At 57.7% G+C, this 22359-nt stretch carries 23 protein-coding genes, 4 pseudogenes and 1 other annotated feature; of the genes and pseudogenes, 15 read left to right on the top strand and 12 right to left on the bottom strand.

Features of this window, described 5'->3' with window-relative positions; genetic code table 11:
• Nucleotides 1-19: 19 nt before the first annotated feature.
• On the bottom strand, nt 20-1534 hold the full coding sequence (gene glpD, locus FHW37_RS00135) for a glycerol-3-phosphate dehydrogenase (RefSeq protein WP_145631070.1): 1515 nt from the start codon (nt 1532-1534) through the stop codon (nt 20-22).
• Between the two features lie 105 nt (nt 1535-1639).
• Nucleotides 1640-2434: a DeoR/GlpR family DNA-binding transcription regulator gene (locus tag FHW37_RS00130; protein WP_145631067.1), complete on the bottom strand. Its 795-nt coding sequence runs from the start codon at nt 2432-2434 to the stop codon at nt 1640-1642.
• A gap of 201 nt (nt 2435-2635) precedes the next feature.
• Here FHW37_RS00130 and FHW37_RS00125 point away from each other — a divergent pair, with 201 nt between their 5' ends.
• Complete coding sequence (locus tag FHW37_RS00125; RefSeq protein ID WP_145631065.1) at nt 2636-3922, top strand: diguanylate cyclase domain-containing protein; 1287 nt, start codon at nt 2636-2638, stop codon at nt 3920-3922.
• A gap of 380 nt (nt 3923-4302) precedes the next feature.
• Nucleotides 4303-4438: a sequence feature (AL1L pseudoknot), on the bottom strand.
• Here FHW37_RS00125 and FHW37_RS00120 read toward each other — a convergent pair.
• From FHW37_RS00120 to FHW37_RS00110, 3 genes and pseudogenes are all read right to left on the bottom strand, one after another.
• A pseudogene (locus FHW37_RS00120) lies at nt 4370-4723 on the bottom strand (transposase); the annotation flags it as partial. (Overlaps the previous feature by 69 nt.)
• Before the next feature lie 237 nt (nt 4724-4960).
• Nucleotides 4961-5383, bottom strand: a complete 423-nt coding sequence (locus tag FHW37_RS00115; RefSeq protein WP_145631063.1) for a hypothetical protein — start codon at nt 5381-5383, stop codon at nt 4961-4963.
• Nucleotides 5384-5428: 45 nt separating this feature from the next.
• The gene (locus FHW37_RS00110) at nt 5429-5791 is read right to left on the bottom strand and encodes a hypothetical protein (protein WP_145631061.1); all 363 of its coding nucleotides are present in this window, start codon (nt 5789-5791) and stop codon (nt 5429-5431) included.
• Between the two features lie 532 nt (nt 5792-6323).
• On the opposite strand from FHW37_RS00110, the gene FHW37_RS00100 reads away from it, so the two are divergent.
• Both FHW37_RS00100 and FHW37_RS00095 read left to right on the top strand, forming a co-directional pair.
• Nucleotides 6324-7604 (top strand): MFS transporter, encoded by a 1281-nt coding sequence (locus tag FHW37_RS00100; RefSeq protein ID WP_186458091.1) that lies wholly within the window; start codon nt 6324-6326, stop codon nt 7602-7604.
• A 96-nt stretch (nt 7605-7700) separates the two neighbouring features.
• A pseudogene (locus FHW37_RS00095) lies at nt 7701-7891 on the top strand (CsbD family protein).
• A gap of 135 nt (nt 7892-8026) precedes the next feature.
• Here the strand turns inward: FHW37_RS00095 and FHW37_RS00090 are convergent.
• On the bottom strand, nt 8027-8479 hold the full coding sequence (locus FHW37_RS00090) for a hypothetical protein (RefSeq protein ID WP_145631054.1): 453 nt from the start codon (nt 8477-8479) through the stop codon (nt 8027-8029).
• 274 nt (nt 8480-8753) lie between these two features.
• On the opposite strand from FHW37_RS00090, the gene FHW37_RS00085 reads away from it, so the two are divergent.
• Entirely contained in the window at nt 8754-9266 is a 513-nt protein-coding gene (locus FHW37_RS00085; RefSeq protein WP_145631052.1) for a GrpB family protein, read from the top strand.
• Between the two features lie 155 nt (nt 9267-9421).
• Here FHW37_RS00085 and FHW37_RS00080 read toward each other — a convergent pair whose 3' ends face one another.
• The 3 genes from FHW37_RS00080 to FHW37_RS00075 form a co-directional block, all read right to left on the bottom strand.
• Nucleotides 9422-9685 carry a DUF982 domain-containing protein gene (locus FHW37_RS00080; RefSeq protein WP_186458090.1) on the bottom strand — a complete coding sequence of 88 codons (264 nt, stop codon included), beginning with the start codon at nt 9683-9685 and terminating at the stop codon, nt 9422-9424.
• A gap of 165 nt (nt 9686-9850) precedes the next feature.
• Nucleotides 9851-9991 carry a hypothetical protein gene (locus FHW37_RS33410; protein WP_186458089.1) on the bottom strand — a complete coding sequence of 47 codons (141 nt, stop codon included), beginning with the start codon at nt 9989-9991 and terminating at the stop codon, nt 9851-9853.
• 690 nt (nt 9992-10681) lie between these two features.
• Nucleotides 10682-11569: a LysR family transcriptional regulator gene (locus FHW37_RS00075; protein WP_145631048.1), complete on the bottom strand. Its 888-nt coding sequence runs from the start codon at nt 11567-11569 to the stop codon at nt 10682-10684.
• A gap of 100 nt (nt 11570-11669) precedes the next feature.
• On the opposite strand from FHW37_RS00075, the gene FHW37_RS00070 reads away from it, so the two are divergent.
• From FHW37_RS00070 to FHW37_RS00045, 7 genes and pseudogenes are all read left to right on the top strand, one after another.
• Nucleotides 11670-12899, top strand: a complete 1230-nt coding sequence (locus tag FHW37_RS00070) for an MFS transporter (protein ID WP_432442826.1) — start codon at nt 11670-11672, stop codon at nt 12897-12899.
• 57 nt (nt 12900-12956) lie between these two features.
• The gene (locus FHW37_RS00065) at nt 12957-14063 is read left to right on the top strand and encodes an alpha/beta hydrolase (protein ID WP_145631046.1); all 1107 of its coding nucleotides are present in this window, start codon (nt 12957-12959) and stop codon (nt 14061-14063) included.
• Between the two features lie 165 nt (nt 14064-14228).
• The gene (locus FHW37_RS00060) at nt 14229-14702 is read left to right on the top strand and encodes a hypothetical protein (RefSeq protein WP_145631044.1); all 474 of its coding nucleotides are present in this window, start codon (nt 14229-14231) and stop codon (nt 14700-14702) included.
• Between the two features lie 18 nt (nt 14703-14720).
• Nucleotides 14721-15416, top strand: coding sequence for a hypothetical protein (locus FHW37_RS00055; protein ID WP_145631043.1), 696 nt, complete (start codon nt 14721-14723; stop codon nt 15414-15416).
• Nucleotides 15413-15832 (top strand): cyclophilin-like fold protein, encoded by a 420-nt coding sequence (locus tag FHW37_RS00050; RefSeq protein WP_246690617.1) that lies wholly within the window; start codon nt 15413-15415, stop codon nt 15830-15832. The genes FHW37_RS00055 and FHW37_RS00050 overlap by 4 nt, the downstream gene beginning before the upstream one ends.
• 235 nt (nt 15833-16067) lie before the next feature.
• Nucleotides 16068-16244, top strand: coding sequence for a hypothetical protein (locus FHW37_RS33405; RefSeq protein ID WP_186458088.1), 177 nt, complete (start codon nt 16068-16070; stop codon nt 16242-16244).
• A pseudogene (locus FHW37_RS00045) lies at nt 16241-16492 on the top strand (FAD binding domain-containing protein); the annotation flags it as partial. The gene FHW37_RS33405 and the pseudogene FHW37_RS00045, both read left to right, overlap by 4 nt.
• Before the next feature lie 1003 nt (nt 16493-17495).
• Here FHW37_RS00045 and FHW37_RS00035 read toward each other — a convergent pair.
• From FHW37_RS00035 to FHW37_RS00025, 3 genes are read right to left on the bottom strand one after another with little or no spacing between them, the layout of a single operon-like run.
• On the bottom strand, nt 17496-17801 hold the full coding sequence (locus tag FHW37_RS00035; protein ID WP_145631041.1) for a hypothetical protein: 306 nt from the start codon (nt 17799-17801) through the stop codon (nt 17496-17498).
• Nucleotides 17798-19669, bottom strand: a complete 1872-nt coding sequence (locus FHW37_RS00030) for an AAA family ATPase (protein ID WP_145631039.1) — start codon at nt 19667-19669, stop codon at nt 17798-17800. The genes FHW37_RS00035 and FHW37_RS00030 overlap by 4 nt, the downstream gene beginning before the upstream one ends.
• 11 nt (nt 19670-19680) lie before the next feature.
• Nucleotides 19681-20295, bottom strand: coding sequence for a hypothetical protein (locus FHW37_RS00025; protein ID WP_246690616.1), 615 nt, complete (start codon nt 20293-20295; stop codon nt 19681-19683).
• A 1-nt stretch (nt 20296) separates the two neighbouring features.
• Between FHW37_RS00025 and FHW37_RS00020 the strand changes: the two genes are divergently transcribed.
• From FHW37_RS00020 to tnpC, 4 genes and pseudogenes are all read left to right on the top strand, one after another.
• Nucleotides 20297-20485 (top strand): hypothetical protein, encoded by a 189-nt coding sequence (locus FHW37_RS00020; RefSeq protein WP_145631037.1) that lies wholly within the window; start codon nt 20297-20299, stop codon nt 20483-20485.
• 78 nt (nt 20486-20563) lie between these two features.
• Nucleotides 20564-20950 (top strand): IS66-like element accessory protein TnpA, encoded by a 387-nt coding sequence (gene tnpA / locus FHW37_RS00015; RefSeq protein ID WP_145631035.1) that lies wholly within the window; start codon nt 20564-20566, stop codon nt 20948-20950.
• The gene (gene tnpB, locus FHW37_RS00010; protein WP_142912583.1) at nt 20947-21300 is read left to right on the top strand and encodes an IS66 family insertion sequence element accessory protein TnpB; all 354 of its coding nucleotides are present in this window, start codon (nt 20947-20949) and stop codon (nt 21298-21300) included. The genes tnpA and tnpB overlap by 4 nt, the downstream gene beginning before the upstream one ends.
• A 69-nt stretch (nt 21301-21369) precedes the next feature.
• Nucleotides 21370-22224 (top strand): annotated as a pseudogene (gene tnpC, locus FHW37_RS00005) (IS66 family transposase); the annotation flags it as partial.
• Between the last annotated feature and the right edge of the window lie 135 nt (nt 22225-22359).

Raw genomic sequence — 22359 nt, 5'->3', positions numbered from 1 at the left:
AGCGGGAACACATGCCGTTTTAACCAGCCATCATCTGAGCCGGTATCGCGGCCATGTACTCCTCCAAAAGCCTCTTTTCGTCTTCCGACAGACGCAATCCGTCCTTCGTCCTCCTCCAAAGGACGTCGGCGGCGCTTTTTGCCCATTCGTGTTCGATCAGGTAGCGAACCTCCACCTCATAGAGATCGCCACCGAAACGTTTTCCAAGGTCAGCGGCACTCGACGCCTTGCCGAGCAGCAGGGCCGAGCGGGTGCCGTAGCGGCGCACGAGACGGCGTGCATGGCTGTCGGCCAGGAAAGGATAAGCCGCCTTCAGCTTCGCCACCTGATCCTCGTAACCGCGCGCCGGGAAATCGCCGCCCGGCAGATGGCTGCCGGCCGTCCAGGGCTTGCCCTTGACGCCGATCGCCTCGCCGATCTTTTCCAGCGCATGTTCCGACAGGCGCCGATAGGTGGTGAGCTTGCCGCCGAAAACGTTGAGCAGCGGCGCACCCTGTTCGGCTTCGAGCTTCAGCACGTAGTCGCGCGTCGCTTCCTGTGCCTTGGAAGCGCCGTCGTCGAACAGCGGCCGCACGGCCGAATAGGTCCAGACGATATCTTCCGGCCGCACCGGCTCCTTGAAATATTCGCTCGCCGCATTGCAGAGATAGACGGTTTCCTCCTCGGAAATCCGGACATCTTTCGGGTCGGCCTTGAAATCGCGGTCCGTCGTGCCGATCAGCGTGAACTCGCCTTCATAGGGGATGGCAAAGATGATGCGGTTATCCGGGTTCTGGAAGAAATAGGCCCGCGGACCTTCGAACTTCTTCTTCACGACAATATGGCTGCCCTGCACCAGACGGACGTGTCGCGCCTCGTTCTGGCCAAAAGCGGCGCGAATGACCTGATCGACCCAGGGGCCGGCGGCATTGACCAGCATGCGGGCGCGATGGGTTTCGCTGCGATCGTCCGCATCGCGCGTCTCGATCAGCCAGACACCGTCTTCGCGGCGTGCCGAAACGACCTTGGTGCGCGGCATGATCCTAGCGCCCTTGTCGGCGGCGTCGCGGGCGTTGAGCACGACCATGCGGGCGTCATCCACCCAGCCGTCCGAATATTCGAAGGCCTTGGTGAAGAGCGATTTCAACGGCTTGGCAGCCGCATCCTTGCGCATGTCGAGAACAGCCGTCGGCGGCAGCAGCTTGCGGCCACCGAGATGGTCATAGAGGAACAGGCCAAGCCGGATCAGCCAGGCCGGGCGGATACCGCCCTTGTGATAGGGCAGGACAAAGCGCATCGGCCAGATGATATGCGGCGCCATGGCCCATAGGACCTCGCGCTCCATCAACGATTCGCGCACGAGACGAAACTCGTAATGCTCGAGATATCGCAACCCGCCATGGATGAGTTTGGTGGCGCCGGAGGACGTGCCGGAGGCGAAATCGTTCATCTCGGCAAGCGCCACGGAATAACCGCGCCCAGCAGCATCGCGGGCAATGCCGCAGCCGTTGATACCCCCGCCTATGACGAAAAGATCGTGAATGATCTCGCTCATCGTTCCCTCACCGACCCGAATATCGCGATCTGAAGCGCCGCTTTTTCGAAAGTCAAAGCCATTAAATCGAAAACCTTCCGAATGTCAAACGAATGCACGCAAAGATTATATCTCTGCCTCTTCCTGCGCCCGTAAGCCGCTAGCTGCCTCGACCAGCGTAACGCCGCTCTGCCGACAGAGCGCATGAATAGCCTCGGATTCGCATCGATCCGTGACGAAGGTATGAACCTGCGAAAGTTGTGCTATCCGCACCGGTGCAGTTCGCTGGAACTTGTTGGAATCGGCAACGAGAATGACATGCCGGGCATTGGCGATAATCGCCTGGGCGACCTTCACTTCGCGAAAATCGTAGTCGAGAAGTGCGCCATCCGCATCGATCGCCGAGGCGCCGATCACGGCATAATCGACCTTGAACTGGCGGATGAAATCGACAGCTGCCTCACCGACAATGCCGCCATCCGACTGCCGTACGACACCGCCTGCAATGATAACTTCAATCTCATCAATCAGTCTCAACGTATTGGCAACATTGATATTGTTTGTGATCACCATCAAGTCGCGATGGCCCGCCAAAGCTTCGCCTACGGCTTCCGTCGTCGTGCCGATATTGATGAAGAGCGAGGCGCCATCGGGAATGGCCGCAGCGGCCGCAGCGCCGATCGCCTGTTTCTCGCCGGCCGCGATCTGGCGGCGCGCTTCGTAGCGCATGTTCTCGGTGCCGCGCGGAAATGTGGCGCCCCCGTGGATACGGGTCAAAAGCTGGGCATCACAGAGGTCGTTGAGATCCTTGCGAATCGTCTGCGGCGTCACCGTAAATTGTGAGGCCAGATCCTCGACGAGAACACGCCCCACAGACCGCGCCTGCTCAATGATCTTCGCCTGACGGTCCGTCAGATGCACATCACCCTCCCCTTTCGTTTTTCTTTCACTTTGCGCGAAAACGCGGCAATTGGCAACGCGGATGCGCGCCCTGCACGGCGTTTTCGATTTCTTTAACTCGCCACACTAAATTAGCCCAGCTATTACCGGGACTTGTGCGGCAAAGGAGAGTGTTGCCAAAGACCGGATCGAACCGAAATACTGCCTGGAGCCTCCGGAAAGATGAAGCATAACGTCAAGGCATCGAATACAGACGGGATCGATCACGACGAGGATCGCCGCCTGCTTTTCGACTATGCTTTCGAGGCGGCTCCGATCGGTATCGCGCTCGTCGATACACTTGGCCGCGTCCTTCGTGCCAATGACAGCTTTTCGCGCATTGTCGGGCTTTCGAGCTCCGAACTTGATTCCAAGCCTTTCCAGGATTTCACCCATCCGGAAGACCTGAATATCGATCTGGAGCTTTTTGGCGAAGTGCTGGACGGGCGACGCAACGGCTACCGCCTTGAAAAGCGCTATCTGAAGCCGGATGGCACCGTGGTTCCGACCATGCTGACAGTGACGGCCATGCGCAACCCGCAAGGTCAGGTCATCCGCTTCATCTCGCAGATCGAGGACATGACGGAGCAGAAACGCGCTGAAAGGCAGCTTGCCGAACGCGCGGCCCAGCTCGAACTTGCCATGGAGGCAATCCGCGGCGGCTTCTGGCACATGGATGTCGAAAGCCTGCGGTTCGAAACCTCGGCAAAACTGGCCGAATTTATCGGCGGGCCCGGAACGCCTCCGCTCGATCTTCAGGGTTATCTCGACCATATCGAAATCAGGGACCGCGCTGGAGCAACCCTGGCACCGCTGGTCGAAGGCAAGGTCGATCAGTCCGTCGCCGAATATCGGCTCGATACCAGCCGGGGCGAGCGCTGGATGCGCTGTGACCGCCGCCTGTTGAGGGACCCGAAAGGCAACCCTCTGCGCATCGTCGGCGCGGTGATCGACTTCACCGACGAACACAACCGGCTGCAGCAGCTGGAAACGAGCGCCGAAACCGACGCTTTGACGGCCCTGCTCAACCGACGTGGCCTCCTCAAGCACTTCCTCAAGTCGACTTTCGTTTCAGGCTGCGGCCTGCTGACCGTCGACCTTGATGGTTTTAAGGCCGTCAACGACCTTCACGGCCACGCCGCCGGTGACGGCGTCCTGATCGAAACCGCCAATCGCCTCATCAGCGCGGTTGGAAAGCAGGGCGTTGTCTCCCGCATGGGCGGCGACGAGTTCGTGATTGCAGTCGATGTTGCACAAGCAGCCTTCGAGGATATTGCCGCACGCATCGTCACCTCGCTCGCACGCCCCATCCTCCTGCCGGAAGCATCCGTGATTGCCCGCGCGAGCGTTGGCGGCGCATGGTCCTTTCAAAAGCCGGCCAGCCTCGAAAGCTTTGCCAAGATCGCGGACATGCAGCTCTATGAAGCAAAGGCGGCCGGCAAGAACACGTGGCGCATCAAGGCCTTATAGCCGACGGCAGAAAAACCGCTGCAACGCAAAACGCAAAAAATGCGAAGATTTTCACGGCATAATAGAGCGCCAGAAAAGCAAAAAGCCTGCCGCGGGAGGAGGTGCGGCAGGCTTCTTGAACTGATGAGTAACGGCTGGGAGGAGGAGTGCCGCTGCTCTGGTGCAGAACCTCTGGGAGGAGGAGTAAGGTTCCGCTCATCTGGCGATGTGGGAGGAGGTACATCGCTTCGACACCCTCAAGATAATCGATTCTCGCCCAAATTCTAGGCAAGTTTTCGAACGCCAGATATGCGCTCTACGCATGGCTCTAAGAGTTGGAAATTACACACCTGAATCCGTCCGCCAACAATGGCTCGAAAGCACTCGATTCCGCGCATAAAGTGCGCGAATGCATGTCCCTAATTTTGGGTGGACACCGCCCCTAATTTCGTCCCGATGCACCGGCATGCGGTGTGCATCGATGAAGGAAATCATCGCTTCACTGGGCGGTCGAGCTCCGCCTGGGCAAAATACGCCGAGGCTTTGCGTAAAATCTCATTCGCCTGACGAAGCTCCCGGTTCTCCCGCTCCAACGCCTTCATCTTCTCCGCCACGTCACTCGGAAAACCTGCAGGCTTGCCGCTGACGACCTCGGCCTTCTTCACCCATTCATTGAGCGTATGCGCCAAGCGGCCGATCTTGGCCGCTATGGAAGATACAGCCGCCGACCGGGAAGGATGTTCGGCTTCATGATCAGCCACCATTCGAACGGCGCGGGCGCGGACTTCAGGAGAAAAAGTTGTTCGTCGTCTTGCTTGTCACAGACCCTACGTCTCACGAGTTGGGGTCTCCGGCAAAGCCGGCGCGGTTCACTTTGTAATGCCGCCGCTGCAGGAATGATTTTCCGACCTTCGATTGGATAGCAGCCGTGTTGCGCCGACCAGCTTTGCTGGCGTCGCTGGACCTTTTCCTAGAGCGAGGAAACTTCGTAACGCCGGATGAATGCCTCATCGAACACCAAAACAAACAGCGTGACGAGAGGCGAAGTTCAGGCGCGCGTCACTCAGCTCGCGAAGGCTCAAGGACTGCTGCAATCCAACCTTCTTCAAGCAGTTTCAAAAACTCCTGTCGCAAAGACGGGTACCTATCGGCCAAGAATTCGAACAACTCGTCTTCAAGATTTTGAAGGCTAGAAGAGTGGCCGATAAAGTTCCCGCGGTAGGCTGGTCCGTCACCGGTTTGTACGTCACCCGGAAATGCGTCGGTATTTACTGGTTCTCCGAAGGCCATATAGTAGCGCGCTGCGAAGCCGTGCGCTACTACGAGTGCGCGCGCTAAACCAAGTCGATTACTCTCTCCGAACTCAGCTAGGTGGTGGTCGATAGACTTGACCGCCTCCCCGTATCTCTCTTTCATCTCATTCTGGGCAAGCTCGTCGAAAGCTTCCAACTGACTCTGTAAACGATTTAAATCTGCTACCATGGTCACCTCTCGGTGCCGTGATAGCTGATCGCCATGAATCAAGTCTTACGCCTGGATAGTCGATACCCGATCAATCAACGATGCTACTCTACCCTTTACGTCGGACGCAGCGCGGGCGACAGCGAATGGATTTGCAGAGCCTCTGAGTACACCATGGAGATCCCAGAGTTCGGCGACGATGAGCTCAAGCTTGAACGAGTGTAGGTAAGTGAAATAGTTGCGGCACAGCTCCGTCGATTTGGAGATGAGTGCGATATCGAAATCGTTGGCCGTTTCCAGGTGCACGACTGTCCGTTGCGCCAGTTCAACCACGTCTTCAGAAGGGGCAGCTAGACCTGCTGCTTCAAGTGCTCTGCTGCTCATTGCTCGAAGATCGAGAAGCCCCGAGGTAACTTCCAATTTTTCCACGCGTGACTCCACCCATGCTTTCGATGTCGACTATGGTTTCATTGAATTCAGCCGGCAGCAACTCGCCGACAGTTACCCTTGAACGGTCCCGCCGGCATTTAGTGAAGAGATCTATTGACACGGATCGCCGCCGAAGATCGGGTAGCAAGACCAGCGCATTAAGTTGTCCGTTTGGCCTATGCCGGGCATGAATGCCTTCTGAGTGATCTGTCCGCCGCCGACGACGGCATAACGAACTTTCTTTTCATCTGTTATAAGGATGGCAGTTCCATTCGGGTTATCGAGATGAACGCTTCCTGACTGCCGCAGCGACAACGACCCAAATGAGTGCCGGTGGCCATCACTTCCCCGCCATGACGAGAGAATTTATTGCAGCGCAGCATTCGGCGCATCTATTACCCCAAAATGCTGCGGTGCGGAACGGTTCGGCGGGTCACGAGTTTTGGCCATATCCCCGCAGCACAACAATGAGGCCGCCATGTCAGCCGGATCAGAACCGTCTTCAACACCCCAAGAGCAGTCAGTGCAGGCCATGTACGACGATCGTGAACCGAAGGCCGAAAGCGTCGCACTAGGTATGGTTATCGGCAAGGCGTCTGAATTCTTCGACTTCTTCACCTACGGGATAGCATCAATCCTGGTTTTCCCTGCGCTGATCTTTTCTTTCGCAGGCGATCCCACGATAGGGCTGACCTATTCGCTTCTCGTGTTCGCCATCGGTTATTTGACGCGGCCTTTCGGGTCTGCGCTATTCCTCGCCATCCAGCGGCGGTATGGGCGTGGATCAAAACTGACTGCGGCATTGCTTCTGCTCGGCGCTTCTACAGCCGGCACGGCGTTTATTCCGTCTTACGATTCGATCGGATCGACCGCCGTCATCCTGCTAATCGTCTTTCGTGCACTACAAGGACTTGCGCTGGGCGGCGCCTTCGACGGCCTGACCTCTGTAGCTGCGGCTAACGCTCAGCCGTCCGAGCGGACCTGGTACACAACAATGCCGCAACTTGGCGCGCCGATCGGGTTCGGCCTTGCGCTTCTGATTTTCACATACATCCACAGCTCGCTGTCGCCGGAAGACTTCCTGGCATTCGGCTGGCGCTACCCGATGTATGTGGCATTCGCCATCAATGTCGTCGCCCTCTTCGCAAGGCTCCGCATCGTCGCCAGTTCCGAATTCGTTGAGGCGACCAAGGACTTCCAGCTTGACCCCAAGCCGATATCGAGAATTGAGAACTGGCGCGCCGTATGGACAGGAGCCATCGTTCCCTTTGCAGGGATTGCCACGCTTGTTCTGATCACGCTGTACCCGCTCGGCCGTGCGGTTGCCCGCGATTCTGCATCGATCGGGTCGCTGTTCATCTACGAGATCATCGGCGTCATCGTGGGCATCGCGTCCATCTTCGCCGGCGCGTTTCTAAGCAAGCGGACTGGGGCATTGCGCGTCGTCCGAACAGGTGGTGCGGCAACCGTCGTCTTCGCATTGCTAAGCCTGATTTTACTTCAGAGCGATGGGATCGGCACAGGAGCCTTCATCATCGTCGGCTTTGCCCTGCTGGGCCTCACCTACGGCCAGAACCCACGTCTTGTCGCCCGCCAGTTCTCTCGCCGGGATCGTTACACGGGCTCGGCCATTGCGGCCGATCTGAGCTGGATCGTCGGCGCCGCCCTTACGCCGGTCGTCGCAGCCTGGCTGATCGACACCTTCGGATCGAGCGGGGTTTGTATCATGCTCAGCGTTGCTGGCGTCGGGACGCTTATGGCGGCCGCCAATGTCCGCGATGGGCGTCGAGAAGAGATGGTCCCGGCAGAGTAATCGCCCCCATGCCGTCCGTGTGATCATTTCGATGGAACGAACGCCGCCGCATTCAGGTTAGGTTGATATCACAAACGATTTATAGGGAGAATTGACATGGGAAGCATGTCCGACAAGGTCGCAGGTAAGACCAACGAAATGGCTGGTAAGGCACGTCAGGCTGCCGGTGAGCAATGAATGACCGCGAGATGCAGGCCAAGGGCGCAGCGCAGGAAGCTAAGGGCGACGCGCAGCAGTTCAAGGGTAAAGCCAAGGACTCGGCTAAGGACATCGTCGACCGCGCGTGATTGCCTTCACGATCTTGGAAAAGGCCCGTCGTTTCGGCGGGCCTTTTCGCATGTTCATGCATGTGATTTCGAGCGTCGACCTAGAAACGTACGGAGCAAGAAAAGTAGCCGCTACCACTCTTGGAACTTATGAGTTCACGGCCTGGAAGATATTTGTTTTCCCTCGTTAAAGTAGGCATTCTCCAGACGATCGATCTTAGAACTACGAATACGCCCGCTAGATCGAAGAAACGTAATCATCATCTCGACATCGGTGCCGCCTGGGGCTTCGCCAACAGCAACAGGCTTTCCGGAGTGCTTCTGCGTCCAATAGCGGATCTCGCGCTCGGCTGGGGGATAGAAGGTTCCGAGGCGATACAGTCGATTTTCCGAGCGGGCCCATCGAGGATTTGGGCCGGCATCGATTTCGACCATCCGGGAAGTATGGCCGTGGGTGCCGTCCTCGATCTCGGGATGTCCGAAAAACCAGGCATGGATCCATCCACCGTCCTGAGCTAACGCCCACCCTTCGAGTAAGGGGCTTAACGAAAGCTCCGCTTCGAATTTGGCATCCAGAGCGCTCGCTTCGTCACGTGATTTCTCGGTCAACTGTTTCTCCCGTCTTTCCGGCGCTGCCGGTGGAAAACTCAAGCAGCATCATCTGAGCCAATTCCAATAATAGCGGCGGCGGCAGTCCGACAAGTCGTTCTGTCGCTCCGATCGGATCAACGTAAGCGGTGTTTCCCTCGCACGTTGACCAAACGGGGTGGGCGGTTCCGAGGCTACCGCTGCAGCATTGACGGCAACAAAGCGCCACGAGGAGACATACGCGGACTGGATAGGCTAACTTTGGTCCGTCCTCCACGATCACGGATTCGCTCACATGCCGACTTTGGTTGAAATTGTTCCCTACGACCCGAAGTGGGTAGATGACTTTTCGACGGCTGAAATCCTCTTGCGGAATATACTCGGGGGATATGTCGTAGCGGTCGAGCACGTCGGCAGCACCGCAGTGCCGGGATTGGCCGCAAAGCCGGTACTTGACGTGGACGTCGTATTGTCGAGCCTCGGAGACATTGCTGAGGCGAGCGCGGCTCTCATCGGCGCTGGCTTTGAGGCTCGCGGCAATCGGTATGACGATGATGTTTGGGCCTTCCTTTTGAAATGCTCTCTACCCCAGATAAGGGCCTATCTCTGCTCACCTTTTAACCGGACGCATGAGCGGCGGATACTTTTCCGAAATTACCTCCGTCAGCACAACGATACAGCCTTGAAATACTCGAATCTGAAACGCCGCCTTGCGGACCATTTCCCGTATGATGGTGATAGCTATACCTCGGAAAAAAGTGCTTTCATTTCCGAAGTCGTCTACGTTGCACAGCGAGGTATGGAATGACCGGTTTGGGGCCGAAAGCTGACATCCACCGCCCATCATCAAAAGAGGCCCGCGCTGGTCCGCCAGAGCGCGAGCCTCGTGCCGGACAATGTCCAAGGCGAGCCTCAGATAGGTTCCCTCGATCCGACTTCAAGCCAGCGCGAATATGTGGATCGCTAATGCTCCGTCTTCACCATGTACTCGGCATAAGCAATGATAAACGAAGTGCGGGCAACTTCTATATCGCAGCGGTAACAAAGAGCTTGTCTGCAGTCGGAGACGGCGGCCCGATAATGCGCACCCGCTTGAATATCAAAATCCTCCAGCAGGAAGTTAAGGGCCTGCCGCGGGCCTGTAATAGCCTTATCTCGGAGCCCTTCTTTCACGAAGACGACGAATTCCCATTGGAGGCTGAAGCCTACGGGTATTACGGAGTTCAAGCTGTATCCCTTCAAAGGGTGCAAGTGCATGCTCCCGCATCGCAAGATAATTTCACGTTCTGAGAAATGAAACGCGGCTTATTTCGCCGCATAGATGAGCCGTGAGCCTTAGGGATAATCCCACGCGGGTAGATGCCGTCATCATGACCCACTAATCGGCCTTAGTCAGATCTGATCTTTTGGCTTCTTTCCCTTGGCATCTTCGATACCCTTTTCCGCCCTCTTCACAAGTTCCTCGCGATTCTTGTCTGCATCGGCCCCGCTTCTTGCAGCATCGCTCTCAGCGTCTGGCTTTTTGTCGGTCATGATAGTTTCTCCTATTTGCCTGACGCCAACAGGCCAAAGCTGATATGGTTCCATAGATTTGAGGATCGATAATCGGCTCCATACCTGTGTAGGAGTTTGCCCCATCGTCAAACGAGAAGCCGCAGGAGCTGCCTCGGGTCTCGCACGCCGTGCTGGTAATGCTGAACGATTGTAGCCGCCATATCTTCGGCTTCCTGTGACATCTTTTTGAGCGACTTCTTCTTGCACACTTGGTCGAATACTTCCTGAAGCGTAGCCAGATCGTCGGATGTTAAGGGTGGCAGGTGATGAAGGTGCTCTTGCAGCATGAGACGGCGACTCCAAAATAATGGTGGCGCGGAGTTGAAGTCCCAGCGGGCGAAAAGTTAGGGGTCTGCCCCACTCCCGCGCCAAGCGAAATATTTGTCGATGTGCGGCCGGTGTCAACCCGGCACCCAATACGTAGGGATTCCGTTGTCGGCCGCTTTGGGCCGATAGCCGTCTTCCGCTTTGCGCCAAAAGGAGACATGAGCTGCTTCGAAGTTGACGGCTGTACTGGGGCCGCAAGCGGACGGGCGGCTTTCAGGTGATGGAGCCGGGCAGCGGACGAATGCGGGCGAGGAGAACATGTTTTAAGCATCGAAGCTGCATTACTCCGCAGCCCCGCAACGGCCCTTAACGCTACATCGGCTGCGTTCGCCCCTTTCACATTTAAACGCGCAGCGCCTCTACAACGACCTTGAACGCTGGAGAGTTCTGTCGTCTGCTTGGGTAATAGAGGTAGTAGCCTGGAAACAGCGGGGTCCAGTCATCGAGAACCTGCACTAACTCACCGGACGCAAGCTGCCGTTGAACCAGATTTTCGGGTACGTAAGCAATTCCGTACCCTTTCACGGCGGCATCGATCATCGCGTAGGACGTGTTGAAGGTCAGTTGGCCCTCTACACGGACCCGAAGCTCCCTGCCACCCTTCTCGAATTCCCAACTGTACAGCCCTCCGAGGCGCGACTGCCTATGGTTGATACAGTCATGAGCGACGAGCTGCTGTGGCATTTCAGGAGCCGGCCTCCCTGCGAAATATTCCGGAGAGGCCACGACGATCAGTCGCCAGTCTGGCCCGATGCGGACGGCGATCATGTCCTTATCAACACTTTCACCGAGCCGCACCCCGGCGTCAAATTTCTCTTCCACAATATTCCGGAAGCCGTTGTCGCTGTTAAGCTCGACCTTGATGTCGGGGTAGTCTCGTAGAACTGAGCGCAGCTTCGGCCAGACAACGCTTTCCAACGCGTGATCGGAAAGCGTTATGCGAACAGAGCCCGACGGTTTGTCCCTGAACTCCATCAGCGCGTCGATCTCGGTCTCGAGCTCCTCGATGCGCGGCGCCAGGGAGCGGATCAATCTCTCTCCCGCTTCCGTGGGAGAAACGCTGCGGGTCGTGCGGGTCAGAAGGCGTAGCCCCATCCGAGCTTCGAGCTTCTTGATGGTATGGCTGATGGTCGATTGCGACGTACCGAGTCTCGCGGCCGCTTTTGTGAAGCTCCGCTCCTCTGCCACTGCCAGAAACCAAAGCATGTCATTGAGATCTTCCCGCTTCATGGTCCGTCTCCAAAGCATCGGTGATTGATGTCATAGGGCGATAGGTCCAAGCGAATTGCAATGACTAATCTTGGAACTGACCGTTGCGTATATTGCGGCCATGGCACAAAAAGCTCTCATACAATCCGACTTTAAGAACGACGAAGTAGCCTCGGTCACGTCTCCTGCCACTTCGGCTGTACCGGTTGCGGCCTGGGGCGCAGTCATCTCCATGGCCTTGTGCGTTGCCGTCCTGATCGCGTCGGAATTTATGCCGGTCAGCCTTCTCTCCCCCATCGCCACGGACCTGGGTGTAACGGAGGGCCGAGCCGGCCAGGCGATCTCCATCTCAGGCATTTTTGCCGTCGTCACCAGCATTTGCGTGGCGGGGTTCACGCGTCGATTGGACAAGCGATTGGTGCTGGGATCGTTCTCGCTGATCCTGGTGATCTCGGGAGCGATTGTGACCTTTGCGCCAAACTACATCGTGCTGATGGTCGGGCGTGCCTTGCTAGGCGTCGCCATTGGTGGCTTCTGGTCGATGTCGACGTCGGTCGTCATGCGTCTGGTTCCAGAAAACTCCGTGCCCAAGGGCCTTGCGATGCTGAATGCAGGCAATGCCATTTCGGCAACGATTGCTGCGCCACTCGGAAGCCTGCTTGGAAGCTACATAGGCTGGCGCGGCGCCTTCTTTGCCGTCGTTCCGCTGGCACTTCTGGCGCTCGTCTGGCAGTGGATCAGCATTCCGCCCCTGCCTCCGCGTCGCAGTGAGGGCTCATCAAACGTGTTCAGGTTGCTGCTCCGCCCACCGGTAGCCATCGGCATGGCATCAATCATGCTCGTCTTTATGGGTCAGTTTGCCCTGTTCACATATCTCCGTCCTTTCCTGGAAACCGTGACGTCGGTTTCAATATCGACCCTGTCGCTCCTGCTTCTGTTGATGGGTCTGGCGGGAGTGGCAGGGACCACGATCGTCAGTCACCTGCTGCAAAAGTGGTTGTTCGTCGTTCTCGCTGCGATACCGCTGATCATGGCCGTCATTGCATTGGCGCTGATCGCATTCGGTACATCCCCAACGATCACAGCAGCTCTGCTCATAGGCTGGGGTCTGTTCAGCACTGCCGCTCCTGTCGGTTGGGGGACCTGGCTTAGCCGAACCATGCCTGACGACGCAGAGGCAGGTGGAGGACTGCAGGTGGCGACCATTCAGCTCGCGATCACGCTTGGCGCCTCTATCGGAGGCGTGCTGTTCGACAGCGCAGGTTGGTGGACCACCTTCCTGTTCGCTGCGGCGCTGCTGGGCGGATCTTTCGTTTTAGCCATCGCGGCGCGGCATTCAGCGGGTCGGTGAAGCTGGTCTGCCGTCCGGCACAATTCGCAACCTATGATTTCTAAAGGAGACGCGCAGATGACCCAAGATATTCACGAGAACGCAGAGACCTCGAAAACCGGCATCGATCGCCGCCACCTGCTCAAGATGACAGGAGCCGGCGTAGCAACCATCGCGGCGATGTCCACTTTCGACATAACAGTTGCAAAGGCTCAAGACATGTCCAACGGGGCGGCAAATTTCTACACCAGCGATAAGGTAACCTTCCACAAGGTCACGTTCAAAACGCAGTATCAGACAAATGTCGCCGGCAACCTGTACCTTCCCAAGGACCTCGACCGGACGGTCAAGAGCCCTGCCATCATCGTGGGTCACCCAATGGGAGCAGTCAAAGAGCAGAGCGCAAATCTCTACGCCACGAAAATGGCCGAGCAGGGTTTTGTAGCCATGTCCATCGATCTTCCTTTCTGGGGGGACAGCGAGGGACAGTTGCGCAATCTCGTTTCGCCGGAAATCTACGCCGAAGCATTCAGCGCGGGCGTCGACTTCCTCGGGTCAAGCGACTTCGTGGACCGAAAGAATATCGGCGCAATCGGAGTCTGCGGTAGCGGAAGCTTCGTCATCAGCGCCGCCAAGATCGACCCGCGTATCAAGGCGGTCGCAACGGTCAGCATGTACGACATGGGCGCTGCCTTTCGCGACGCACTGAACAAGTCGCAGACAGTCGAGCAGCGCAAGGAGTTCATCGCAACCGCCGCAGAACAGCGCTGGGCGGAGGCCGACGGTGCAAAGACCCAGTACATTGGTGGCACCACACTGGAACTGACGGCCGATACGGATCCGATTCAGCGCGAGTTCTATGACTTCTATCGCACGCCCCGCGGTGAGTTCACGCCTGTCGGCGTCATGAGGGAGACGACGACGAAGCCGACCCTTAGCAGCAGCGTCAAGTTCATGAACTTCTATCCCTTCAACGACATCGAGACGATCTCGCCGCGCCCGATGCTGTTCATCTCCGGCGACCAGGCGCATTCGAAGGAATTCAGCCAAGATGCCTACAACCGGGCGTCGGAGCCCAAGGAACTGGTCTGGGTCAAGGGAGCGGGTCATGTCGATCTCTACGACCGCGTTGATCTCATTCCGTTCGACCGGCTGAAGAACTTTTTCGATCAGCATCTCGCCTAAACTGAAGCGGAACCAGCCGCAGGCGTTGCTTGTGGCCTTGGTCCCTCCATCTGTCTCGGCCGTCGTGAGGCGACCGAGACAGATGGGCAAGCTCAAGAATATGCCTGCCCAATGCGGAGGCGAAGAGTGCGACAGCGTCAATCGATCGTTACAAGGGTGAATACTATGAAAGTCTATCGCTTGTCCGGCTTGATGGCCCTACCCTTCGTGGTCGTTCTGACAGGCTATTTCCTGGTCGAGACCGAGTTTTCGCCGACACCAGCACTTGCGGCTGCCAACTCGGTGACATTCCCGCCTCTCGATCAGCTTATGCACTACACGACGGTTCGACGGGGCATCACGCGGGAACACATGCTGACAAGCCCTCAGGCCCTCACAGCTCTCAAAGCCGGCCAGCCTGTTCCCACAGGCACGCACATGGTTCTTGTCGATTATCAGCGCGATGTCCTGACGCGCTATCTCGTCGGCCAAAAGATCGGCGACGGGGAGAACGAGTGGGAATATCAGTGGTTCTGGCCGGATGGGACAGCCAAAGCAGACGAAAATGTCGCTCGTTGCTATTCCTGCCATCGCTCACGTCAGTCCGAACAGTTCATGTTCACGTTCGATGGAGCTATCTCAGATGATGATCTCCTCTGATGTTAGCGGGGTATCGCGATGCTCCGACTAGCAATCAATCGCCTTCTTCTGCCCGCAGCTATGGCCGCGCTCTTGATGCTATCCCTTGCCTACTGGTGGCTCGACAACGGCCCACACGAGGCCTTTGGGACGGCAATGTTAGGACTTTTGACCTGGCACATTTACACCAACAGGCGGTGGTTCCTAACGCTTCGTATCGGCCAATACGACGCCCGCCGCTGGGCGGTCGTGATCATCCATACTTGGTTGGCGATCAACATCACGGTGCTGTTCGTGACCAGCGTGCTGATCTCCCGGTCGGTGAGCTTCATCCAGTTCACGGATCACGTCAGCGTCATCGAAGTCCACTGGTTCTCGGCTTACTGGGTGGTGTTGATCATCGCCGTGCATCTCGGAAGCCATTGGCCGCGTGTGATGGTGACTTTCGCTACTGTACTCAGGCTCTCTCCCTCGCGGGTCAGGACCAACTGGCTCAGGCTCTTTTCCGCGCTCTTGCTGGCGTATGGAGCATGGAGTTTCGCTGTCCTCGGCGTCTCGACGAAGCTGACGTTTGGCTACAGCCTGTACTTCTGGGATTTCACCGCGTCGGTGACGCCGTTTTTTGCCCATTGGACAGCGGTCATTGCTGGTGTCGCCGTGCTTTCATATTATTCGATGGCTGCTCTAAGGTCGGCCGGAAAGCCCCGTTCTCGCTCAAATAATGGTGGAACATGAAGTATCTCGCAGGAAGCGCATTCATCATTGCCTCGCTGACAATGCCAATGGGAGGGACCGCAATGGCCCAGGATCGTATCTCGATTTCGTCGAACTGGGGCAATGTCACGGCCGAGCTCGCGGACAACGCTGCTGCTCGCGCCTTTGCCGAAATGCTGCCTTTAACGATCGAGATGGACGATCATCTGCGCCAGGAAAAGACGGGCGACCTGCCTTCTGCCTTGCCAACGGCTTCACGCCAGCGCGAATTTTCCACGGGAACGCTTGGCCTATGGAGTTCGAGCGATTTCGTCATCTACTACCGTGATGGACGCGTGCCGGCGCCAGGCATCGTTATTCTGGGTCGGGTGCAAGGCGACGTTTCGGTCTTTGATCGTCCCGGTAAAGTCACCGTCACAGTCGATAAGGCCCATTGAATCCACGCGCTGACAAGGTCGCTAGTGTTTTGCCGCGCCCATGCTTAACTCGTCGGTGGCGTGCAGGGTGAACCCCTTTAAAGACTATGGTGGGCCTGCCCGGCCTCGGCAGTGATGGGGTAGACGCATAAGCCTTATCAAAAACGGACCTCTAATCCCGCTGAACTGCATCGCCATATCGCTTAGGCGGCCGCTGTTGCGTTCGTGAGTGTTACTCAACCGAAGGACTTGACCCATGAAGCAGCACCTCGCCGCAACGGCGCTCTCTGTCTCGATTGCCACGGCGCCAGCCCTTGCCGAAGACAAAAAATACCCGCTCTCCAATCCTCCCGTTACCGTGCAGGACAGTCGCTGCGGTGCTTATTCCAACATTCTCGACGCCATATCCGAAGTTGCGGGGATCGAAGCATGAGAGCCTTTACCTACGAACGTGCTTCCTCCATCGAGGCCGCGGCGCAGACGGCTGCCGGCAACCGGGAAGCCAAGTTCATCGCCGGCGGCACCAATCTCCTCGACCTGATGAAGCTGGAGATCGAGACGCCCACCCACCTGATCGACGTGAACGGCCTCGGGCTGGACACGATCGAGGCCACCGCAGACGGCGGGCTGCGGATCGGCGCCATGGTGCGCAACACCGATCTCGCGTCGCATGATCCAATTGATTGATGTTCAGGATCGATATGTCCAAGCGATTGGCGGGGATACAAAATGATTAGGTGGCATTCACGGTTCTTCAGCAGCGGAGGATAGCTCGCAAGCCATTGAGCGACAGGGCTACCGGAGTTTGGGCAATTTTGCTTAAGCTGCTGGGCAGCATGGATGCGGCACATTGAGCCGAGGACGTTTAGGCAGTGCAATTTTGGATGTGCGCAATCCACCCTATGCCACAAACAAGGGCAAGCAGGGAGAATACACACGATTGGAAGCCCGAGAATTTCATGGTGGTCTCCGTTACAACGAATAAGCCGTTTTACACCGTATCCGCCAAAAGGATTAGGTCACCCAGACCGCATACGGTTATGCACTATTTGGACCAATCGCTTGGTTACTAGAGAGGAACGTCAATCGCTCAGGTGCCAATCTAATAGGGACTATAGAAACGTGGGACGAGTTTTTCGTTGGCGACCCGATCTTCTGACTTCGATGCAGGGTGGCCCCTCGGCTCTTGAGCCTGTATCCTGATCGGAACAGACCCAAATGCGACGCTACAAGTAAACATCACACACTTCGCGATGATCTGCTGGGGCGTCGAGGCAGAGCCCTCCACGAAGCAGGTGATCAAGGATAGACCTTTTCGATTGCCGACGGACTAGCTGGTGAGACTTCGCCACCCCGCCTACGATCCTTTCTCCTGAGCGGCACCACAACACGAGGGTGCCCAGCCGTAGATGGAGTAGCTTCCGTGAACCCTCGCAACTTGCGCGCACAGTGAGGATTGCCGGGTAGTGAGTATGTCCACTTTCAGGAACGCGACAGATGGTTTCTACGTCTGACCTGGGGGCGCGAAGCTGCCCTCCCGCCACCCTGCTGGCAGTGACCGGTTTGGGCCGACAGCAGACTTTAGCCGTTTGACCGCCGCGAATTATTCCACGGTATCAGCTCTTCGATACGGCTCTGCCTATCGCCATTGACGATCGCGGTCAGCGTGGCGCTCAGGTATGGATCAACGGCGATCTCTTAATACCTCCGCCAACGTTGGCCCGTCCTCTATCACAACGTCCAGCAGATCATCCAACGCGATGAGGCAGACCAGCCCGGTGTCCGTCCCGATTACCGCCGGCCTTCCTTCGGACGCGGACGTCGTCAGCATGAAGAGCCGACGTCGCGCTTCGCGAAGCCTAAGCGGAATTCCTGCCGCTTCAAGGATTGCCTTCTCCGCGAGCACGAGCGCGCCGTCCGTGCCACTTGACTTCAAGCTCCGCACGACGAGTTTCCAGTCGATTTCCGACGCCGGGTTTCCTTTGGTCATTGCGAAGCCTCCCATACAATGCGCCTGACTTCGTCACCGTCGATGAGCGCCTTTTCAACAAGGATGTCGGCAATCTGTTCGACTGCCGCGCGGAACTTCCCAACGATTTCCCGGCTTCGCTCCATCTCCTGAGCAAGGAGACGCTCCACGCGTGCCGCGACGACATGATTGGCTTGACGAAGGCCGTCCCGCTGCTCGGGGGACTTGAGATTGAAGTAAGCAAGGCTCTCTCCCATGCCGAGCTGGACTTCTAATCTGGTGGCGAGGTCGCTCGCCTTGTGGAGATCCGCGCCTTCACCCGCCCCTGCGCCTTCGAAGGCGGTCCCGAGGATGACCTCCTCCGCCGCCCTGCCCCCGAGAGTCATTGCGATCTGATCGAGATATCCCTGCCTGCTCATCAGCAGGTCGTTGTCGAACTCAAAGTGTGCAAATCCCAGGGGCTGCATGGCGTGCGCCTCCCAAGGGACGGCTACCGTTCTGAGAACACCGACGCCCAGTCGAACTCCGACGACAGCGTGCCCAGCTTCATGAAGGGCCACCATGCGGCGTTCATGGCCGGCGATCCGTTTCGGCTCAGGAAGGACGGCCAGTACATCGACAATGGAAACAGCCCTATCCTTTCGTCGAGCCGTCCGCCTCGCTTCGCGGCCAGCTTGCTCGAAATGTGCTCCAGAGAACCCGGCGGTCGCCGCCGCCAGCATTTCGACCTCGGTGTCGGAAAATTGGTCACCGAAATACCTGCGGGATAGATGCTTGCGCTCGCCGTGATCTGGAAGGGAGATCTGGATATGCCGATCAAGACGACCAGGACGCCGGAGGGCGGCATCGATCATAGTGGGATAATTCGTTGCGCCGATGACTACGACGCCTTCAAGCCGTTCGTGGCCATCAATCAGTTCGAGCAGCAGATTGATCACCTGACGCCAATATGTTTCGTACTCGTTGCCCACAAGCCGCGTCCGGTCGCCGATTCCGTCGAACTCGTCGATGAAGACGATGGCGGGTTTGTTTGCGATCGCTTCTTCGAAAGTTCGACGCATTGCTTTCAAGGTGTCGTCGAGATGTCCCGCCGCCTGCCATTGCGCAACCGATGTCGCCACGAGATGCGCGCCGCAGGATCGAGCAACCGCTCCAGCAAACATCGTCTTGCCGGTTCCGGGCGGACCGCTCAGGAGAAGGCCGCGATCGACGTCTGACCATTCGAGGTTAGCGGCCCTCCATGCATCAATGTCTGTGGCGAGCGAAAGCCCCCAGACCTTAGCCTCCCCGTACCCGACAAGTTCTTCAAGATAGGGTCCCTGCGGCACGGGCTCGGCGACAATCCGTGGCTGCTCCAATCGATCGAGGACCTCCGCGGGCGGACGCCGGTTGCGGAAGGCCGCAAAGACGTCCGTCACTGGATGATCGAGCATCTTCCTTGCGTCGGCCAGTTCTACCTTTTGATCTGCAACGCTCTTGGCCGCTGAGACGAGGTGAAACGGCCGGACAGGTTCGACGTCCACGACACGATCGGCAGCCAGCGCGACGTCGCGGGGCATCGTGTATTCGTGCGGCCAGATGACGAGAAGGAAGTGTTTTCTTTTGAGGTCATCTCGAACGCTCTGCGCCTCGAGAGCTCCCTTATATCCGACCTTTGGAGCAGCAACATCGAACCTGCTCAGGGCTTCAACCGAAGAAACGAGGATGTTTGCGGCGGCAACATATTCCTGGAAGTCGGAACCGGCAGGAAGCCGGAGAGCGATCACGACCTGACGGCCGTTCTCTACCTTCTTGAAGCCGCCACCCACTCTGGCGGCGACTTTTAGGGCGAGGCCGTAGGCAACGCGTTCCATAGTCACCGTGCGGCGACTTTTAGAAGGATGGGTCATTTTTGCCCCCCTCAGCGCTGAAAACGGCGAATGACGGTCTCCGGACCGATCATTGCTTCGTCGAGTTCCACAGCAATCAGTCGGTGCAGCACCATCCAGGAAATCCCGGTCATCGGCTGAACCTCCCTGAAGATGCCTAGGCACTCGGCGACCGTCAGCGCTCCCGCCTCCTCGATGGCGGACAGCATCCGAATACGGTCGTTAAGGGGCGTCCTGCAGTTGGCGTAACGAAGCAGATCGCGCGCATTGAGAAGACGACAGCCATCAGTGACTTCGCGTCGCGGAATGCCGCGATACCGGAACCCAGAGAGCGCGGCGCCTTCCGCGATCGACGGAAGTTCTCGATCCTCTACCGCATCGAGCAGCGTTCGTTCGCCGTCTTCGTAGTCAACTAGGAAGTCGGGCACATGGCTTCCTGTTTCGCACTGGAATTCCAGAGGCAGGCACAGCCACGCGACGACGTTCGGGTCGACGTCCAAGAGGCAGCCGAGATCACGTGCGGACCGCGATCTGAACATTGCATCCGCGGAACAACGGACGGTCCCCCTAGGGTAAAAAAGCTGACTGGAGGCTTCTGCATAAGCGGCGTAGAGCGCCGCAGGCTCTTCGATGTGCGAATGGCTCATCATGAACATCCTGAAATATGTAAACGGATTTTCTGCCGCGCGGGCGGCGCGCCGTTCAACCTATTCGGGATGTCCTCAGGAGCTTGATCATGGTGAACAAAATATGAACAAAATTTCCGAAGTCAACGGTGATTCTGAGGCTGGTGAAAAAAAGCAGCTTTACCGAGCACAAAGTCGCTTTGTACCGTAACCGGTGTTCTACCCCCACCTTTCCCGCCGTCGCCTGATCTGTGATCGGCTTACCATGGATGAAGACGGGAGTTTCTCCATGGAGACTACATTGGAGTTTCTCACAACTAGGAAGCCTGTACGTGATGTTCACCGTCAATGGCCGGACGAGGTCAAAGCGAAGATCGTTTCGGAAAGCTTGCGGCCTGGTACGACGGTCAATGAAGTTGCTCAGCGCTATGGATTGCGAGCGAACAGCCTTTCCACCTGGCGGACGATGGCGCGGCAGGGCAAGCTAATCCTGCCCGCACCGGAGGATGCTGTAGAGTTCGCGGCGGTGATCGTCGATTCACCTGTTTCGGAACCGCCGCCTAAAACAGTTGGTCGCCCCGAGATTATCATCGGTCCAGTCACCATCCGTCTTGAGGAAGGGGCGTCTACGGCCCGGATCGCCGCTATCGCGCGTGCCTTGGCGGCGGCGACATGATCTTTCCGTCGAACCGCGTCAGGATCATGGTGGCCACCAAACCCGTAGACTTCCGCAAGGGTCATGACGGCTTGGCGGCGCTGGTGAAGAACGAGCTGCACAAAGACCCGTTTACCGGAACGGTCTTCGTGTTCCGATCACGCAAGGCGGACCGGTTGAAGCTGATCTACTGGGATGGCTCCGGGATCGTCATGGCCTACAAAAGGCTGGAAGAGCACACGTTCACCTGGCCAGGCATCAAGGACGGATTGATGACGCTCACCCATGCCCAGTTCGAGGCGCTGTTCGCGGGCCTCGATTGGCGGCGGGTTCATGCCATCCAGACGAGAACGCCGGAGGCCATCGAATAGCTGCGGCACGATGACTCAGTACGACAAATTCCAAAGGCAAATCGGCTCGGGATTTGGTAGTTTCCGGCCATGCTTGATGCCTCCGACCTTCCCGATGACGTTGCCGCCCTGAAGGCGATGCTGATTGCGGCGCAGGCACGCGAGGCGGCCAAGGATGTTGCTATAGCCAGCAAAGATGAGCACATCGCCCGCAAGGATGAGCGGATCGAGCGGCTTGAGAAGCTGGTCGCAGCATTCAAGCAGGCAGCCTTCGGGCGCAAATCCGAGAAGACCGATCCTGATCAATTCGACCTGGCGCTGGAAGACCTGGAGACGGCGATGGCCGTGATCCATGCCGAGGATGAGGCGGACGCTCCTGCGGCAAATAGGATTGCCAAGCCACGTGCGATCAATCGCGGCTCCCTTCCAAAGCATCTTCCTCGTTTTGAAGAGGTAATCGAGCCAGAAAGCCTGATCTGTGCCTGCGGCGGTTGCCTGCATTGCATTGGCGAAGATGTCTCCGAGCGGTTGTACGTCGTCCCGGCGCAGTTCCGCGTCATCGTCACCTGTCGTCCCAAATATGCGTGCCGTGCCTGCACCGACGGCGTCGTTCAAGCCCCGGCTCCAGCACGGCTGATCTCGGCAGGACTGCCGACGGAGGCCACGGTGGCCCATGTCCTTGTCTCCAAATATGCCGATCGTCTTCCGCTTTACCGTCAGGCCCAGATCATGAACCGCCAAGGCGTCGATCTCGACCGCTCCACGCTCGCCGATTGGGTCGGCCGGGCAGCGTTCGAATTACGTCCCGTCTTCGATGCACTGATTGCCGACCTGAAGCGCTCGACCAAGCTGTTCATGGACGAGACCCGTGCACCAGTTCTGGACCCCGGCTCGCGCAAAACGAAGACAGGATACTTCTGGGCGCTGGCGCGGGATGATGGACCGTGAGGCGGCGGCTCTCCACCGGGCGTGGCCTTCACCTACGTGCAAATTCCGAGGCAATCCGCCCCCTGATTCCGAAATGATGTCGCCCCCTGATTCCGAGAAATAGTCGCCCCCTCGTTCCGAGATGATGCCGCC

The organism is Neorhizobium alkalisoli (assembly GCF_007829835.1).
Classification (GTDB): domain Bacteria; phylum Pseudomonadota; class Alphaproteobacteria; order Rhizobiales; family Rhizobiaceae; genus Neorhizobium.
The sequence above is the reverse complement of the archived record's forward strand: the minus strand, read 5'-3'. Positions and strand labels throughout refer to the sequence as shown.

Excerpts from the sequence above, each read along its gene's own strand:
- glpD (WP_145631070.1), bottom strand. The coding sequence starts at position 1,534 with ATGAGCGAGATCATTCACGATCTTTTCGTCATAGGCGGGGGTATCAAC.
- FHW37_RS00125 (WP_145631065.1), top strand. The coding sequence starts at position 2,636 with ATGAAGCATAACGTCAAGGCATCGAATACAGACGGGATCGATCACGAC.
- FHW37_RS00115 (WP_145631063.1), bottom strand. The coding sequence starts at position 5,383 with ATGGTAGCAGATTTAAATCGTTTACAGAGTCAGTTGGAAGCTTTCGAC.
- FHW37_RS00100 (WP_186458091.1), top strand. The coding sequence starts at position 6,324 with ATGTACGACGATCGTGAACCGAAGGCCGAAAGCGTCGCACTAGGTATG.
- FHW37_RS00085 (WP_145631052.1), top strand. The coding sequence starts at position 8,754 with ATGCCGACTTTGGTTGAAATTGTTCCCTACGACCCGAAGTGGGTAGAT.
- FHW37_RS33410 (WP_186458089.1), bottom strand. The coding sequence starts at position 9,991 with ATGACCGACAAAAAGCCAGACGCTGAGAGCGATGCTGCAAGAAGCGGG.
- FHW37_RS00075 (WP_145631048.1), bottom strand. The coding sequence starts at position 11,569 with ATGAAGCGGGAAGATCTCAATGACATGCTTTGGTTTCTGGCAGTGGCA.
- FHW37_RS00070 (WP_432442826.1), top strand. The coding sequence starts at position 11,670 with ATGGCACAAAAAGCTCTCATACAATCCGACTTTAAGAACGACGAAGTA.
- FHW37_RS00065 (WP_145631046.1), top strand. The coding sequence starts at position 12,957 with ATGACCCAAGATATTCACGAGAACGCAGAGACCTCGAAAACCGGCATC.
- FHW37_RS00060 (WP_145631044.1), top strand. The coding sequence starts at position 14,229 with ATGAAAGTCTATCGCTTGTCCGGCTTGATGGCCCTACCCTTCGTGGTC.
- FHW37_RS00055 (WP_145631043.1), top strand. The coding sequence starts at position 14,721 with ATGCTCCGACTAGCAATCAATCGCCTTCTTCTGCCCGCAGCTATGGCC.
- FHW37_RS00050 (WP_246690617.1), top strand. The coding sequence starts at position 15,413 with ATGAAGTATCTCGCAGGAAGCGCATTCATCATTGCCTCGCTGACAATG.
- FHW37_RS33405 (WP_186458088.1), top strand. The coding sequence starts at position 16,068 with ATGAAGCAGCACCTCGCCGCAACGGCGCTCTCTGTCTCGATTGCCACG.
- FHW37_RS00035 (WP_145631041.1), bottom strand. The coding sequence starts at position 17,801 with ATGACCAAAGGAAACCCGGCGTCGGAAATCGACTGGAAACTCGTCGTG.
- FHW37_RS00030 (WP_145631039.1), bottom strand. The coding sequence starts at position 19,669 with ATGACCCATCCTTCTAAAAGTCGCCGCACGGTGACTATGGAACGCGTT.
- FHW37_RS00025 (WP_246690616.1), bottom strand. The coding sequence starts at position 20,295 with ATGAGCCATTCGCACATCGAAGAGCCTGCGGCGCTCTACGCCGCTTAT.
- FHW37_RS00020 (WP_145631037.1), top strand. The coding sequence starts at position 20,297 with ATGAACATCCTGAAATATGTAAACGGATTTTCTGCCGCGCGGGCGGCG.
- tnpA (WP_145631035.1), top strand. The coding sequence starts at position 20,564 with ATGGAGACTACATTGGAGTTTCTCACAACTAGGAAGCCTGTACGTGAT.
- tnpB (WP_142912583.1), top strand. The coding sequence starts at position 20,947 with ATGATCTTTCCGTCGAACCGCGTCAGGATCATGGTGGCCACCAAACCC.